At 72.9% G+C, this 13,861-nt stretch carries 12 protein-coding genes; 6 read left to right on the forward strand and 6 right to left on the reverse strand.

From position 1 onward, the window contains the following. Positions 1 to 63: 63 nt before the first annotated feature. The 4 genes from WMF29_RS37515 to WMF29_RS37530 all read left to right on the forward strand — a co-directional run bounded on the left by WMF29_RS37515 (position 64) and on the right by WMF29_RS37530 (position 5,014). The gene (locus WMF29_RS37515; RefSeq protein WP_437324906.1) at positions 64 to 1,065 is read left to right on the forward strand and encodes a helical backbone metal receptor; all 1,002 of its coding nucleotides are present in this window, start codon (positions 64 to 66) and stop codon (positions 1,063 to 1,065) included. 125 nt (positions 1,066 to 1,190) lie between these two features. Next, the gene (locus tag WMF29_RS37520; protein WP_020740115.1) at positions 1,191 to 1,436 is read left to right on the forward strand and encodes a phosphopantetheine-binding protein; all 246 of its coding nucleotides are present in this window, start codon (positions 1,191 to 1,193) and stop codon (positions 1,434 to 1,436) included. After that, positions 1,433 to 3,238 carry a fatty acyl-AMP ligase gene (locus WMF29_RS37525; RefSeq protein WP_272104110.1) on the forward strand — a complete coding sequence of 602 codons (1,806 nt, stop codon included), beginning with the start codon at positions 1,433 to 1,435 and terminating at the stop codon, positions 3,236 to 3,238. Before WMF29_RS37520 ends, WMF29_RS37525 begins: the two co-directional genes overlap by 4 nt. A gap of 378 nt (positions 3,239 to 3,616) precedes the next feature. After that, entirely contained in the window at positions 3,617 to 5,014 is a 1,398-nt protein-coding gene (locus WMF29_RS37530) for an MFS transporter (protein WP_437324907.1), read from the forward strand. 193 nt (positions 5,015 to 5,207) lie between these two features. Here WMF29_RS37530 and WMF29_RS37535 read toward each other — a convergent pair whose 3' ends face one another. From WMF29_RS37535 to WMF29_RS37560, 6 genes are all read right to left on the reverse strand, one after another. After that, a complete protein-coding gene (locus tag WMF29_RS37535) occupies positions 5,208 to 5,813 on the reverse strand; it encodes an HAD family hydrolase (RefSeq protein ID WP_437324908.1) in 606 nt (201 codons plus the stop codon). Positions 5,814 to 5,924: 111 nt separating this feature from the next. Then, positions 5,925 to 7,232 carry a hypothetical protein gene (locus WMF29_RS37540; RefSeq protein ID WP_437324909.1) on the reverse strand — a complete coding sequence of 436 codons (1,308 nt, stop codon included), beginning with the start codon at positions 7,230 to 7,232 and terminating at the stop codon, positions 5,925 to 5,927. Beyond that, positions 7,229 to 8,146 (reverse strand): hypothetical protein, encoded by a 918-nt coding sequence (locus WMF29_RS37545; protein WP_437324910.1) that lies wholly within the window; start codon positions 8,144 to 8,146, stop codon positions 7,229 to 7,231. Before WMF29_RS37545 ends, WMF29_RS37540 begins: the two co-directional genes overlap by 4 nt. Continuing rightward, the gene (locus tag WMF29_RS37550) at positions 8,143 to 8,988 is read right to left on the reverse strand and encodes a hypothetical protein (RefSeq protein ID WP_437324911.1); all 846 of its coding nucleotides are present in this window, start codon (positions 8,986 to 8,988) and stop codon (positions 8,143 to 8,145) included. Before WMF29_RS37550 ends, WMF29_RS37545 begins: the two co-directional genes overlap by 4 nt. Beyond that, positions 8,963 to 9,772, reverse strand: coding sequence for a ParA family protein (locus WMF29_RS37555; RefSeq protein WP_272104085.1), 810 nt, complete (start codon positions 9,770 to 9,772; stop codon positions 8,963 to 8,965). The genes WMF29_RS37550 and WMF29_RS37555 overlap by 26 nt, the downstream gene beginning before the upstream one ends. A 93-nt stretch (positions 9,773 to 9,865) precedes the next feature. After that, positions 9,866 to 10,282, reverse strand: a complete 417-nt coding sequence (locus WMF29_RS37560; RefSeq protein ID WP_437324912.1) for a hypothetical protein — start codon at positions 10,280 to 10,282, stop codon at positions 9,866 to 9,868. A 196-nt stretch (positions 10,283 to 10,478) separates the two neighbouring features. Here WMF29_RS37560 and WMF29_RS37565 point away from each other — a divergent pair, with 196 nt between their 5' ends. Then, on the forward strand, positions 10,479 to 13,106 hold the full coding sequence (locus tag WMF29_RS37565; RefSeq protein ID WP_437324913.1) for a TonB family protein: 2,628 nt from the start codon (positions 10,479 to 10,481) through the stop codon (positions 13,104 to 13,106). Beyond that, positions 13,103 to 13,855 (forward strand): hypothetical protein, encoded by a 753-nt coding sequence (locus tag WMF29_RS37570; RefSeq protein ID WP_437324914.1) that lies wholly within the window; start codon positions 13,103 to 13,105, stop codon positions 13,853 to 13,855. The genes WMF29_RS37565 and WMF29_RS37570 overlap by 4 nt, the downstream gene beginning before the upstream one ends. Positions 13,856 to 13,861: the final 6 nt, after the last annotated feature.

A 13,861-nucleotide genomic window follows, 5' to 3' on the forward strand; every position in this document is an offset into this window, starting at 1 on the left:
CGCAGCGCGCGCGGGCCGCGCAGTTCACGTGCAGCGCGCGCGGCGGCGGGCTACATCCGGCGCATGGCGTTCAGCGCAGGCTGGGGACCGGCCTTTGCCGGGTCGTTCATCCGCATCGTCGACGACCGGGGGCGCAAGCACGAGTGGCGCTCCCCTCCGCGGCGCATCGTCTCGCTCGTCCCGAGCGACACCTACTCGCTCCTCCGGCTGGGCGCCCGGGATCAGCTCGTCGGCCGCACCCGCTACTGCGTCGCGCCCGCGGGGGACGTCGAGGGCATCGAGCTCGTCGGTGGCACGAAGGACGCCGACGTCGACCGCATCGCCGCGCTCGAGCCCGACGTCGTCGTCGCGAACCAGGAGGAGAACAGCAAGCGCGACATCGAGCGCCTCGACGCCGCGGGGCTCCGGGTGCTCGTCTCGTTCCCGAAGCGGGTCGCCGACGGCGTGGCGCACCTCGCCCGGCTGGCGCGCCTGCTCGGGCACGCCGCGGCGAAGCCCGGCGCGGCCGCGCCCCCGGCGCACGTGGAGCACGGCGCCCCGGGCCAGGCGCCGCCGCCGGCCGCCGCGCGCGAGCTGGTCGCGGCCGCCTACCGCGCCCACGCCGCGGCCGAGGCGCGGCGCCGCGAGCGCCCGCCGATCCGCGCCTTCATCCCGATCTGGATGGACCCGCTGATGACCGTCCACGGCGACACGTTCATCTCCGACGTGCTCGATCTCGTGGGCGCGCAGAACGTCTTCGAGGATCGGCCCCGGCGCTACCCGCTCGCGGCCGACCTGGGCAAGGCGCCGCCGCTGCCCCCCGAGCGCGTCCAGGGCCGCGACCTGCGCTACCCCCGCGTGACCCTCGACGAGGTGATCGCCCGCGCCCCGGAGCTCGTCCTGCTGCCTGACGAGCCGCACGCCTTCACCGACGCCGACGCGGCAATATTTCGCTCCCTCGACATCCCCGCTGCCCGCCGTGGCCACGTGATCAGGTGCGACGGCAAGGACCTCATGTGGTACGGCGCGCGGGCGCTCGAGGGGCTCAGTCGGCTGCGCGAGATCGTCGATGCCGCCCGTCCCTGATGCACGCGCGACCGTCGGGTCAGGGGGTGCGACGCCGAATTCCCGCGGCCTTGCGGCCGAGCAAGCCCCTCCTCGCCACGCCGCAGTTGGGGTAGGAACGTAGGATGACGTGGACACGGGAGACGTTGCGGGCAGAGATCATCCAGCTCCTGGAAGGACACACGGCCGGCGAGGTAAAGATCGAGGAGTCGAGCCACCTCGTCGCCGACCTCAGCCTCGACTCGCTGGGAGTGATGGAGATCGTCGCGGATATGGAGGATAAGTTCGACCTCTCGATCCCCGACGACATGTTGCGCGAGGTCGACACGGTCGCCGACGTCGTCAAGGCCATCGAGCTCCGGCTCAAGAACGAAGGAAGGCTCTCGGGATGACGGCTGTTTGGAAACCGCGGACGGTCGCTCAGGCGATCGAGGACGCAGCGGCGAGCACGAAGACGGGCTATCGCTTCATCGAGGAGTCGAGCGAGAACGAGCCGTTCTTCACGCACGGGGGCATCGAGCGGGCCAGCGCGCGCTTCGGCGGCGCGCTCCAGGCGCTCGGGCTCGGCAAGGGCGATCGCGTCGCGTTGATCCTGCCGGACAACGCCGATTTCATCTTCGCCTTCCTGGGCGCGATCCGCGCGGGCGTCATCCCGGTGCCCATCTACCCGCCGACCGGCCTCGGCAAGCTGACCGGCTACCTCGAGAACACGCTGCACATCGTCGCGAAGAGCGGCGCCAAGGTCCTGCTCACGAGCGCCGAGATCAAGCGGATGCTCGGCACGATCCAGGCGCAGGCGCCGGCGCTCGAGCAGATCGTGGCGGTGGAGGGCCTCCGGGGCGCCCGCGAGGAGCTCAAGCCGGTCAAGGTCGAGCTCGACGACGTGTGCTTCCTCCAGTTCACGAGCGGCTCGACGTCGCGCCCGAAGGGCGTGGTGCTCACGCACGCGAACCTGGCGGCGAACGTGCGGGCGATCGTGGATCTCGGCCTGGGGGTGCGGGAGTCGGTCGATACGGGCGTGTCGTGGCTGCCGCTCTACCACGACATGGGGCTCATCGGCTTCGTGATCGCGCCGCTGTACTACGTCAACACGATCACGTTCCTGCCGCCGCTGCTGTTCCTGAAGCGCCCGGTGCGCTGGCTGGAGACGATCACGCGCCACCGCGGCAACGTGTCGTTCGGCCCGAACTTCGCCTACGCGCTCTGCGTGAAGCGGATCCGAGAGCAGGAGATGGCGGGGCTGGATCTCTCGACGTGGCGGGTCGCCGGGTGCGGCGCCGAGCCGATCCGGGCCGACAACCTGCGCGCGTTCGCCGAGAAGTTCGCGCCGGTCGGCTTCGACGAGAAGGCGTTCGTCTGCTCGTACGGGATGGCCGAGAGCACGCTGGCTGTGTCGTTCAGCGCGCTCGGGGCCGGGCTGCAGACCGACGCGGTGGACGGCGAGACGCTCTGGAAGGAGGGCAAGGCGACGCCCGTCCCGGCCGACGGCGAGGGCGCGTCGTCGCTCGTGCAGTGCGGGTCGGCGTTCGAGGGGCACGAGATCGGCGTCTTCGCGTCGGACGACGCGGAGAGCGCGCGCCCGCTCGGCGATCGCGAGGTCGGGGAGCTCCGGCTCCGGGGCCCGAGCGTGATGCCCGGCTATTTCAACGACCCGGATCTCACGAAGGAAGCGTTCGCGGGCGGCTGGCTGCGGACCGGCGATCTCGGGTACCTCGCGGAGGGCAAGGTCTATATCTGCGGGCGCTCGAAGGAGGTCATCATCGTCAACGGGCGCAACTACTACCCGCAGGATCTCGAGTGGGAGGCGAGCCGCGTCTCCGGGGTCCGGAAGGGCAACGTGATCGCGTTCGGGACGATGAAGCCGCACAACGACCGCGAGCGCGTGGTCATCGTCTTCGAGACGCCGGCGTCGGACGAGCAGGAGAAGCAGGCGCTAAAGGGCGAGGTGCGCCGCGTCGTCCAGCAGGCCATGGGGCTCACCGTCGATGACGTGGTGGCGGTCGGGTCGGGCATCCTGCCGAAGACCTCGAGCGGGAAGCTCCAGCGGAGCAAGACGCGGGAGCTCTACGAGAACGGGGAGCTGCTGATCCGCAGCTCGTCGCGCGAAGGGGACCGGCTGGACGCGGCGAAGGAGTTCGCCAAGAGCCAGATCAACTTCTTCCGCCACGCGATCTTCCGCGGGCGGGGGGGGTGATCCTGGAGGGGGGGTCGGAAGGGGGCCCCTGGAGACTGCAGGGGCTGCCGGAGGGGGCAGGGAGCGCGTGCGGCGCGCGTGGGGCCCCGCCGAACTCGCATGACCGGTGAATCGCCCTTGACGGGCGATTCACCGGCCATGCTCAGACACGGCCCGTCCCCACGCGCGCCGCACGCGCTCCCTGCCCCCTCCGGCAGCTCTCAGGACAGCAGGCCGATGCTCCACGGCAGATGACCGCGGCTCTGGTAGCTCTCAGGACAGCGACACGTCACTGAGCGCGCCGCGACCTCATGGACGGAGTTCGAACGAGCGGGCGAGCGGGGGAAGCGCGAAGGCATGGCCGCTCGTGCGGTGGGCCGTTATCGTCGAAGGGCGTCCATGCCTGCGTGGCTCAATCAGCTGCTGCCGATCCTGCTGCTGCTCACGGCCATCGCGGTCGTCATGCGGCGGCTGCCGAAGATCGATCTCGGACACTCGGAGGAGTTCCGGCGCCGGCGGTTCTTCAACTGGTTTCCGCTCGGGCTCACGTACGCCTTCCTCTACATGGGACGGTACAACCTCTCCGCCAACGCGCCGGAGCTCGGAGCGCTGCACCTCGTCAGCAAGCAGGAGTTCGGGAACATCGACGGCTGGGGCTCGGCCGTTTATGGGGTCGCCTTCCTGCTGAACGGGCCGCTCACCGACCGGTGGGGCGGGCGCGCCACCATCCTGCTCGCCGCGGGCGGATCCGCGCTCATGAACGTCCTCTTGGGCGTGGCCGTCCGGTTCGCTCAGGAAGGGCAGCTCGACCACAGCACCGCCATCACCGCGATGACGGTGCTCTTCTGCGCCAACATGTATTTCCAGAGCTTCGGCGCCGTATCCATCGTCAAGGTGAACGCGCCCTGGTTCCACGTCCGCGAGCGCGGGATGCTCGGCGGCATCTTTGGCATCCTGATCTCGCTCGGGCTCTACTTCGCCTACGACTGGAGTCGATTCATCGCCAAACACCTGCCGATGCCGTGGGTGTTCCACGTCCCCGCGCTGCTGCTGCTCGGCTTTTTGGCGCTCGATGTCTTCCTCATCCGCGACACGCCGGGCCAGGCGGGGTTCCGGGATTTCGACACCGCCGACGCGTCCTCGGGCGACACGGGCGAGCGCTCGGGGGCGATCGAGGTCGCGCGGCGCATGTTCTCGCAGCGGGTCATCTGGATCATCGTCGCCATCGAGTTCTGCAGCGGCTTCCTCCGCAACGCCGTCATGAAGTGGTACCTCATCTTCGCGGACAAGACCGGGCTCAAGGGCTTCGTGTCGGCGCACTGGGGCGTGCTCCTCTGCATCGCCGGCATCCTGGGCGGGGTGTTCGCCGGCTTCATCTCCGATCATGTCTTCGATTCGCGCCGCGGCCCGGTGGCCTCGGTGCTCTACGCAGGCCTCGTGTTCGGCGCGGTCATCGTCCTCTTCACCCTGAGCTTCCCCATCGCCGGGTGGACGGTCGTGTTCATGTCCCTCTGCGTGATCGGCGTCCACGGCATGCTGTCCGGGACCGCGAGCATGGATTTCGGCGGGAGGAAGAACGCCGGCGTCGCGACTGGCATCATCGACGGCTTCGTCTACCTGGGCACGGCGACGCAGTCGTTCCTCTACGGGAGCATCCTGCCCTCGGGGGACGCGGCGAAGCACCCGGGGAACTGGATGTCATGGCCCGCCGCCATGCTCCCGGTCGCGCTCGTCGGCTTCGCGCTGGCGACGCGCGTGTGGAACGCGCGGCCCGCGCGGCGCGCGGCGGCCCGCTGACGCGCGGCCTCCACGCGAGCCAAGCGAGGGTTCCGTCTCGCCCGAGCATCGCGCTGGAGCTGCCGGGACGAACGGACGCCCAGGAGAAGGTCAGTCCATGAGCTTTGCTGCGAAGGCGCCACCCGGCGCAGAGGTCCTGTTCGTCTGACGCCCCCGGCTCAGCCCCGCCGGCCCTCTCCGCTCTCCACCCCGCTTACCCACGCTGGGCGGCGAGCGCCCGGGGATCGACGAAGACCCACGGCATGCCCGCCGCCTGCGCGGACTGGATCCCCAGCGCGGCGTCCTCGAAGACCAGGCACCGCGCGGGCTCGACGCCCAGGCGCTTCGCCGCCTCGAGGAACGGGTCGGGCGCCGGCTTGGGTCGCGCGTAATCCTCCGCCGCGACGACCACGTCGATGTACCCGCGGAGGCCCAGGAACTCGAGCGTCCGTTCCACCGACGCCCGTGGGCTCCCCGAGACGACGGCGCGCTTCACGCGCGGAGGAGCGTCGCGGAGCGCGGCCACGACCTCAGGCACGCCTCGCACCGTCGGTATCAGGCGGTGATACGCCGCTTCCTTCGCCGCGAAGACCTCGGCCACCGGCATCCGCAGCCCGTACTTCCCGTTCAGGAGCTCGACGATCCGGTCGGTCGGCATACCCGCCCAGCCGTAGAAATCTTCGCCGGAGAACTCGCACCCATGCGGGGCGAGCGCCTCGAGCCAGGCCTGGTAATGGACCGGCATGGAGTCCGCGATCGTGCCGTCGCAATCAAAGAGATAAGCGACAAACGAGCCTGAGGGGAATACGAGTCCTGGCATAGGCCACACCTAGTAGCATATCGGCAGGCCTCCCGCCGGTGCGCCGACCATCCCGAAGAGTTCGCAGCTCAAGACCTCGTGCTTCGTTTTGCTCGCGGGCGAACGTGAACGTCACCACCTGTCCTCGATCGCCTCCACCCGCACCTCGCACGCGCCATCCCCCCTGAGCGGCGACTTCGTCTCTTGCGCGCGGAACCGCGTCCCCATCTTGAACAGCCCGCCATACGTCTCGGCGTCGATCGGCCGCGCCGTCCCGAAATCGACGCGGTGCAGGAGCTGCATGATCGCGAGCGCCGTCCCCTGTTGAAACAGGAGCCGCCCCCGCGCCGTGGACCCGTGCTTCATGGCGTAATACGCGCTCTCGTGCGTGATCGGCGCCCGCAGCACCAGCGCCCGGCCCGGCTGGAACTCCGGCGCGGAGAGCGCCCCCCAGCCGAGCGCGCGGGCGAGCCCGAGCAGCTGCTCGAGGCGCTCGTGCTGATCCCTGCCCACCGGACCGCACGCCGCCTCGAACGACGAGGACGAGAGCATCCCCCCGAGCAGGTGGAACGCGCCCGTCTGCGCCGCCTCCCGCACGAGCGCCTCGAACACCGGGACGAGCTCGGGAGACCGCCGCTCGATGAGGTGCACCGTGTCGAACGTCTTCTGATCGATGTACCCCACCGGCAAGAGCGCCAGGTTCACCCCGTACGCCGAGATGAGGCCGCGCTCGTCGGACCGCAGCGCCCCGAGCTCCTCGAGCATCGCGCCCTCGACGCGCTGCGCACGCGAGAGCGGCCCGCCCTCGGGCTCCCAGCGCACCCGCGCCGACTCGATCTGCTTGCGCGTCAGCGCCTCGCCGAAGCGCGGCCGCTCCGACCGCCGCGTCAGCAGGAAGGTGCAGGCCGCGTCGCCCCGCGCGACGCACGTCACCTCGTCGGCGTCGAGCCGCCCCCAGTCGGACGGGAACGCGAGGCTCGCCGCGGCCGCGCAGTAGCCCGAGGCGAACGCGTCCACCGCCAGCCGGTTCTGGATCCGACCGCCGTACTTCGCGAGGAAGCTCGTCCCGTGGAAGAGCGAGTCCGCGTGCACCGCGCCGCCCTCCGCGCTCACCTCGAACCGCAACCGCCCCTGCCCCATCGCGGCGAACAGCTCGCCCGCGAGCTCGAGCTTCTCCCGCGGCGACGCCCCGTGGCGGTCCTCGTACAGCGGCTCGAGCAGCGCGTGCGCCGCCTCGAACGCCGCCTGCCGGCGCACGCCGCGGCTCTCCCCGCCGAGCGCGTCGAAGATCGTCTGCTCCAGGAAGAGCGCGAAGTGGTGCGAGTGCGCGATCACCAGCTGATCGGCCACGTGGAGCAGGCCGTGCGGGAGGATCGGGCCGACCAGATCGCCGAGCGGGCCCTCGATGCGGCCCCGCAGGCCGTGCCGGAGCGCCGTCACAGGAGCCTCCGGAGCGCGGCGCGCTCCAGGCCGAGGATGTCCGCGACCGCCGTCTCGACGAGCACCATCGCCTCCGCGCCGAGCCCGTCGGGGTGCTCGAGCGCGAGCGGCGTCAGCCCGGCGCGCAGCGCGAGCCGGAGCCGCGCCACGTGAGGCTCCGGCGCGCGCGCCTCGAGCAGCGCGAGCAGCCGCTGGATCCGCGCGACCTCGGCCGACGGCGGATCGGCGGGCGGCGGCGTCCCGCCGGTCCGGCGCGCCGGGATGCTGGACGAGCCCCTCGGCGGCGCCGACCGCGCGACGCCCCGGACGAGATCGTCCACCGTGTCCGCGCTGAGCGGCTCCTCGAAGAGCCCCGACGGGTCGCTCAGCATCTCCTCGGGCGGCTCCTCGAGCGGCAGCTCGGGCGCGAGCGTGGCGGCGAGCCGCTGCGCCACGAGCCGCGCCATGCCGAGCGGCATCGTGCTGTCGAACAGGCTCGCGACGACGCACGCGCGGACGCGGCGCAGGAGGACGGTCCGGCCGCTCAGCTCCAGCGTGACCACGGGGTCCGGGAGCTCCTCCGCGCGGCCCTGCGAGCGCGGCGGCTTGCTCGACGAGCGAGCGCCTCGGCTCCGGGCGGGGCGGATCGAGCCCTCCCGCTCCGGGACGAGCCGCTGCGCGGCGAGCTGGCTGCCGAGGTACGCGTCGCGCAGCCCCGCGGCCACGTCGCTCGGAGAGAGGGCCGCGCCCTCGCGGACGAACACGGCGTGGACGCGCGCGTCGCCGAGGTGGAACACGACGATGGCGTCGAGGCCGCCGACGCCGTAGCCGAGGCCGTCGAGCGCGATCGGCGCGAGCGGGTCGTCGTCGTCCAGCGCGCCCGCGACGGCCGCGACGCCACGACCGAACGAGGGCTCGCCGTGCTCCGCGCTCACCCGACGACCCCGACCGCGGCGTCGAGCGCGTGCCGGCACGCGATCCGGACGGCGTGCGCCTCGCGCGGCGTGAGCGGGCCCGGGCGCATCAGGCCGACGATGTACGCGGCGGAGCGCACCTGGAACCCGATGAGCTGGAAGAACGGCCCGTCGCCGACGCAGAGCTCGAAGCGCTGCGACGGGGCGCCGGGCAGCGCCGCGACGAGCGAGCCGATCGCCGACGCGATGAGGCCCGAGGCGGCGAGCCTCGCCTCCGTGTCGCGGATCGCGCCGGCGAACGGGAGCCCGGCCGCGTCCGCGAGGAACACGTCCGTGGCTCCCGTCGCCTCGGCGATCCACTCGATCACCCGCTCGCAGCGCGCGACCGGCCCGCCCGCCGCGGCGAGGTCCGGGAAGCGCGGCGCGCGGCCCGCCGAGAGCGCCTCGATGGCGCCGTCGAGCCGCTCCTCGAGGGGCTCGCGCGCCGCCGCGAACGAGGGCGGCGAGGCCAGAGGCCGCAGATCGAGCGGCGCGCCGCGGCGCGAGTCGACGTCGTCGGCGGACGAGGGCAGCGCGCCCCGGAGCCCGAGCTCGCCGCCCACGCCGGGGCTCGACAGGGGGCTCGACAGGGGCAGGAGGTCGCTCGAGGGCGCGAGCTCCTCGAACGACGGCGAGAGCGGCGACGAGGACATCGGCTCGGGCTCCGCCCGCGAGGGCGGCGGCCGCGACTCGAACGACACGAGCGGCGGGGCCGCGGGCGCGACCGACGCCGCCCGCGGCCTCCGCGACTTCGACCGCTTGACCAGCGCCGCCGCGGTGACGACGGCGCCGTCGACATCAAAGGAGGAGCGAGATCGGGCCATCGTCGTCGTCCGGCGAGGTGGGGTCCAGGCGAACCAGCACGTCGTTCGCGAGCTGATCGAAGACGCGCGCGAGCGGCGGAGGGCGCTTCTGCATGAGCAGGAGCGGCGCCCCGCGGAGAGACGCCTCGAGGAACGCCTCGTCGCGCGGGATGACCGTATCGAGGATGATCCCGTCGGGGAACTTCGTCCAGAGCGTCTCGGCGACGTCGAGCGACGCGGACGCCTGCCGGTCGAACATCGACAGCACCATGCCGAGCAGCGACAGGTGCGGGTTCTTCTCGGCCCGGACGCGATCGATCACCGCGAGCAGCTGGCCGATCGAGCGGAGCGCGAGCGGCTCGGCCTGGAGCGGCAGGAGCGCGTGCGTCGCCACCTCGAGCGCCCGCGTCGTGACCTTGCCGAGCCCCGCGGGGCAATCGACGACCACGATGTCGAAGTCGGGCGAGAGCCGCGCGAGCACGCTCGGGAGCACCGGCCCTCGTGCGAGCGCGTCCTCGAAGCCCGCGACGGTCGTGGGATCGACCCGGCCGACGGTGAGCACCTGGAGCTGCGGCTCGCGCGTCCGGAGCAGCACGGACTCGAGCCGCTCGGCGCCCGTGAGCAGCTCCGCGACGCCCGGCCGCGCGCGGTCGGCGAGGCCGAGCGACAGCCCGAGGCTCCCCTGCGCGTCGAGCTCCAGGATCAACGCGCGGTTGCCCGCGCGCCCGAGGGCGAGCCCGAGGTTGAGGGAAATCGTGGTCTTTCCGACGCCGCCCTTCTGGCTCGCGACCGCGATGACGTGCATGGACTCCCTGACGGCGCGCTGTCATGGCGCCCGGGGGCCATCCTAACAGGACGGGTGCGGCTGAGAACTAGTCCCGTCCCTGACGAGCGCGAACTAGAGCAGCGAGATCCGCTTCATCAGCGTGCCGCACAGATCGCTCTGGGGGTTGCGCTCGCGCTCGACCTTGAGGCCAGCGCGGAAGATCTTGTCGGCGCTCTCGACGTTGCCGAGCACGACGTGGCAGAGCCCGAGGAGCTCGTGATCGCCTGGATCGCCGTGGATCGACACGAGCTCGGTCAGCGCGGGGACCGCGGCGCGGTGGGCGTCGATCATGGCCTCGGTCGGCGTCGACGGGACGCCCTTGGCGAGGATCATGAGCCGCAGCACCTGGCGCTGATCCTCGGGGCGCTGCTTGAGGAACTCCGGCTTCTGGAAGAGATCGCGGTACCCCCGGTAGGCCGCGTCGAGGTCGCCACCGCGCGCGAGGGCGACGATGGTCTTGACCGCCTGGACGAGCGTCTCATTCGGCATGACGAGACGATACACGGCCCCGCGCCCGGGGGCGAGACCGCCGCTGCGCCGGCGCGACGTGTCGCCGAAAAGCCGCGCGCGTGGGCGCGCGTGGACGTCGCGCGCTTCCGTCACCGTCGTCTGCACGCGCGGAGCCCGGCAAAGCGGCGCTTGCAGCCGCTGTACGGCGTGGTAGTCGCGTCGAGCTCGGTTGCTCATGCGCTGGTCATCCCTCTGCTACCTCTCCGCGATCGCCCTCGCCGCGCCGGCTGCGCTCGGGCAGCCTGAGCCGCGGCCCGATGCGCCCGTGGCGCCGCAGATCCTCGAGCACGTGGACCCGGAGTACCCGCCCGAGCGGCTCGCGGAGGGCGTCGACACGACGGTCACGCTGTTCGTCACGGTCGAGAAGGACGGCACGGTCAGCGACGCGGTCGTGGCCGAGTCCGGGGGCGCGGCGTTCGATGACGCGGCCATGAAGGCCGTGCGGCGGTGGCGTTTCTCGCCGGCCATGCGCGGCGGCGCGCCGGTGCGGGCGCGGATCCGCGTGCCGTTCCACTTCGCGCCGGGCCCCCACGAGGAGCAGCCCGCGCCGGCGCCGACCGAGGCGCCGAAGGCGGCAGATCGCCCGGCGGCGCCCCCGCCGCCCCGGCCGGCGGCGCCGAAGCCGGTGGAGTTCGCCGGGGGCGTCGCGGGCCCGCACGCGGTGGCCGAGCCCGGCAAGCCGATCGAAATCCACGTGCAGGGCCGCCCGAACCCGCCGCGCCGCGCCGCGAGCGACTTCCGGATCGGCCGCGCGGCGCTCTCCGCCGCGCCCCACGCCACCGCCGCGGATCTGCTCCGCACGGCGCCCGGCGTTTACGTCGCGCACCCCGAGGGCGAGGCGGTCGCGCAGCGCATCTTCCTCCGCGGCTTCGACGCGGAGCACGGCCAGGACGTCGAGCTCCGCGTCGGGCAGATCCCGCTGAACCAGCGCTCGCACCTCCATGGCCAGGGCTACGCGGATCTCAGCGTGATCATCCCGGAGGTGGTGCGGTCGCTCCGCGTCGTCGAGGGCGTCTACGACCCGCAGCAGGGCGACTTCGCGGTCGCGGGCAGCGCGTACTTCGACCTCGGCGTCGAGGAGCGCGGGCTGCTGCTCAAGGGCACGCTCGGCTCGTTCGGCACGCGGCGGCTGCTCGCGCTCTGGGCGCCGGAGGGCCAGTCGGAGGACACGTTCGGGGCCGCCGTGGTGCGCACGACCGACGGCTTCGGCGACGGGACGCGCGGGGCGATCTCCGGGGGCGCCGTCGGCCAGTACCGCGTGCCGCTGCCGGACGAGTACTCGGCGCTGCTGCACGTCGCGGCCCACGGCGGCCGCGCGAACCTCGCGGGCGTGCTCCGGCGCGACGACATCGAGGCGGGGCGCGTCGGCTTCCACGACGCCTACCCGGATCTCGCGGCCCGCGCGCAGTCGGCCGCGTCGACGCGGCTACAGCTCGCGCTGAGCGTCGAGCGGACCGACGACGACGGCTCTCAGAAGAGCGCCTGGCTCTGGGCGGCGACGTCCGGGTACCGGAGCCGGATGAACTTCACCGGCTACACGCAGCGCTCGCGCCGGCGGCCCGAGTGGGTCGGCAGGGGCGACCTCATCGAGCAGGCCAACCAGGACGCCGCGCTCGGCGGCGGCATCGCCTACCGCACGCCGCGGATCCCGCTCGCGTCCTGGCTCTCCGGCCAGGTCGCCGTCGGCGCCGAGGTGCAGACCGACGGCATCGACCAGGCGCAGAACCTGCTCCAGCCGCCGCAGAACGAGACGTGGGATCAGCGCGTCGACGCGTCGATCCAGCTGACCGGGGTCGGCGCCCACGCCGACGCGCTGCTCGAGCTGTCGCATTACGCGCGCCTCCGCGGCGGCCTGCGCGCCGACCTGCTCGTCTTCGACGTGGACGACCGCATCGGCAACTTCATCCCGGCGGCGCAGAAGGAGACGCACATCGAGGGGTTCCGTCGCACGGCGGCGGGCCTGGCCGCCGGCCCGCGGGTGACGCTGGAGCTCGATCCGCTGCCCGCCCTGCGCGTCTCCGCCTCGTACGGGCACGGCTACCGCTCGCCGCAGGCGCGGCTGCTCGAGGACGGGGACAACGCGCCGTTCGCGACCGTGAAGAGCTACGAGGCCGGCGCCACGCTGCGCCCCGGCGGCGGCCTCAGCGTGACCGCGGCCGCCTACGAGACGCGCCTCTCCTACGATCTCGCGTTCGACGCGGCGGAGGGCGCGCTCGTGCGCATCGGCCGGACGACCCGCCGCGGGCTCGTCGCTTACCTGCAGGCCGCGCCGAGCCCCACGCTCACGGCGGGCGTGAGCGCGACGCTCGTCCACGCCACGCTGGACGAGCCGCCCCCGCCCACGCCAGAGAACCCGTCGCCGCCGTACGTGAAGGGACAGCAGCTCCCGTTCGTGCCGCCCGTGGTGGTGCGCGCCGACCTCGCGCTGAAGCGGCCGCTCTTCACGATCGCCGGCGCGCCCGTCGAGGGGCGGCTCGGCTACGGCGCGACGTTCCTCTCCCCGCGGCCGCTGCCGTACGCGCAGACCGCCGCGCCGGTCTTCGTGGCGGACGCGTCCCTCTCTCTCCGGCGGAGCCTGCGCGTCGGCCGCGACGCCGCGCAGGGCGGCCCCTGGATCGAGGTCGGGGTCGAGGCGCAGAACCTGCTCGACGCCGAGTACGCCGACACGGAGTACTCGTTCAAGTCGACCTGGCCGGGCGCCGCGGGCGCGTCGCAGCCGTCGATCCCCTCGGAGCTGCCGGCCCGGCACATCAGCGCCGGATCGCCGCGCTCCATCCTCGCGAACGTGACGCTCTCGCTATGAACGCCCCGAACCTCTCCCCGGCCGCGCGCCGCCTCCTCGCCGTCGTCCTCCTGGGGTCGCCCGCGTTGTCCGCATCCGCCTGCGCCGGCACCGGCCAGCCCGAGGTCACGTACGCGGCGCACGCCGAGGCCGACGTCCCCGGGGAAATCGTCGCGGGCGCGTGGACGATCGCGCTCGACGAGGCGACGGTCGCCTTCGGCCCGGCCTACTTCTGCGCAGCGGACTCCGGCGCGTCGACGCTGTGCGAGACCGCGATCGCCGAGCTGACCACGATCACGCGCGTGAACCTGCTCGACCCCGCGCCGCAGCCGCTCGGCCTGGTCCACGGCTTCGAGGGCGAGATCCGGAGCGTGTCGTTCAACTACGGCATCCACTGGTTCTCGACGGAGTCGTCGCCCACGCCGGCGCCGGAGGCTCCCGGCGTCAGCTCCGTCCACCTGCGCGGGCGCGCGACGCGGGGCGCGGAGGCGCTCGACTTCGAGGCCGACGTCGACGCCGTGCCGCAGCGCCAGGGGCTGCTCGCGGTGCCGAGCCTCGCCGTCGCCGCGAGCGTCGGCGCCGCGCCGGTCCGCCTCGCGGTCCGCTTCGACGTCGTGGACGAGTGGCTCGCGAGCGTCGATTTCGACGCGCTGGCCGAGGGAGGAGCGACCAGGGTCGCCATCGCGCCGGGGTCGCCCGCGCACCAGCGGCTGCGCTACGACATGATCGCGGTGCACCGGCCGCAGTTCCTCTGGTCGACGTCGCCATGAGGCGGT

The sequence above is a fragment of the Sorangium sp. So ce381 genome, assembly GCF_051473845.1.
In the GTDB taxonomy this organism is placed as follows: Bacteria; Myxococcota_A; Polyangia; order Polyangiales; family Polyangiaceae; genus Sorangium; species Sorangium atrum.

Coding starts and splice junctions, on each gene's coding strand:
- WMF29_RS37570 (WP_437324914.1), top strand. CDS start 13,103: ATGAACGCCCCGAACCTCTCCCCGGCCGCGCGCCGCCTCCTCGCCGTC.
- WMF29_RS37530 (WP_437324907.1), top strand. CDS start 3,617: ATGCCTGCGTGGCTCAATCAGCTGCTGCCGATCCTGCTGCTGCTCACG.
- WMF29_RS37550 (WP_437324911.1), bottom strand. CDS start 8,988: ATGGCCCGATCTCGCTCCTCCTTTGATGTCGACGGCGCCGTCGTCACC.
- WMF29_RS37565 (WP_437324913.1), top strand. CDS start 10,479: ATGCGCTGGTCATCCCTCTGCTACCTCTCCGCGATCGCCCTCGCCGCG.
- WMF29_RS37560 (WP_437324912.1), bottom strand. CDS start 10,282: ATGCCGAATGAGACGCTCGTCCAGGCGGTCAAGACCATCGTCGCCCTC.
- WMF29_RS37525 (WP_272104110.1), top strand. CDS start 1,433: ATGACGGCTGTTTGGAAACCGCGGACGGTCGCTCAGGCGATCGAGGAC.
- WMF29_RS37515 (WP_437324906.1), top strand. CDS start 64: ATGGCGTTCAGCGCAGGCTGGGGACCGGCCTTTGCCGGGTCGTTCATC.
- WMF29_RS37555 (WP_272104085.1), bottom strand. CDS start 9,772: ATGCACGTCATCGCGGTCGCGAGCCAGAAGGGCGGCGTCGGAAAGACC.
- WMF29_RS37535 (WP_437324908.1), bottom strand. CDS start 5,813: ATGCCAGGACTCGTATTCCCCTCAGGCTCGTTTGTCGCTTATCTCTTT.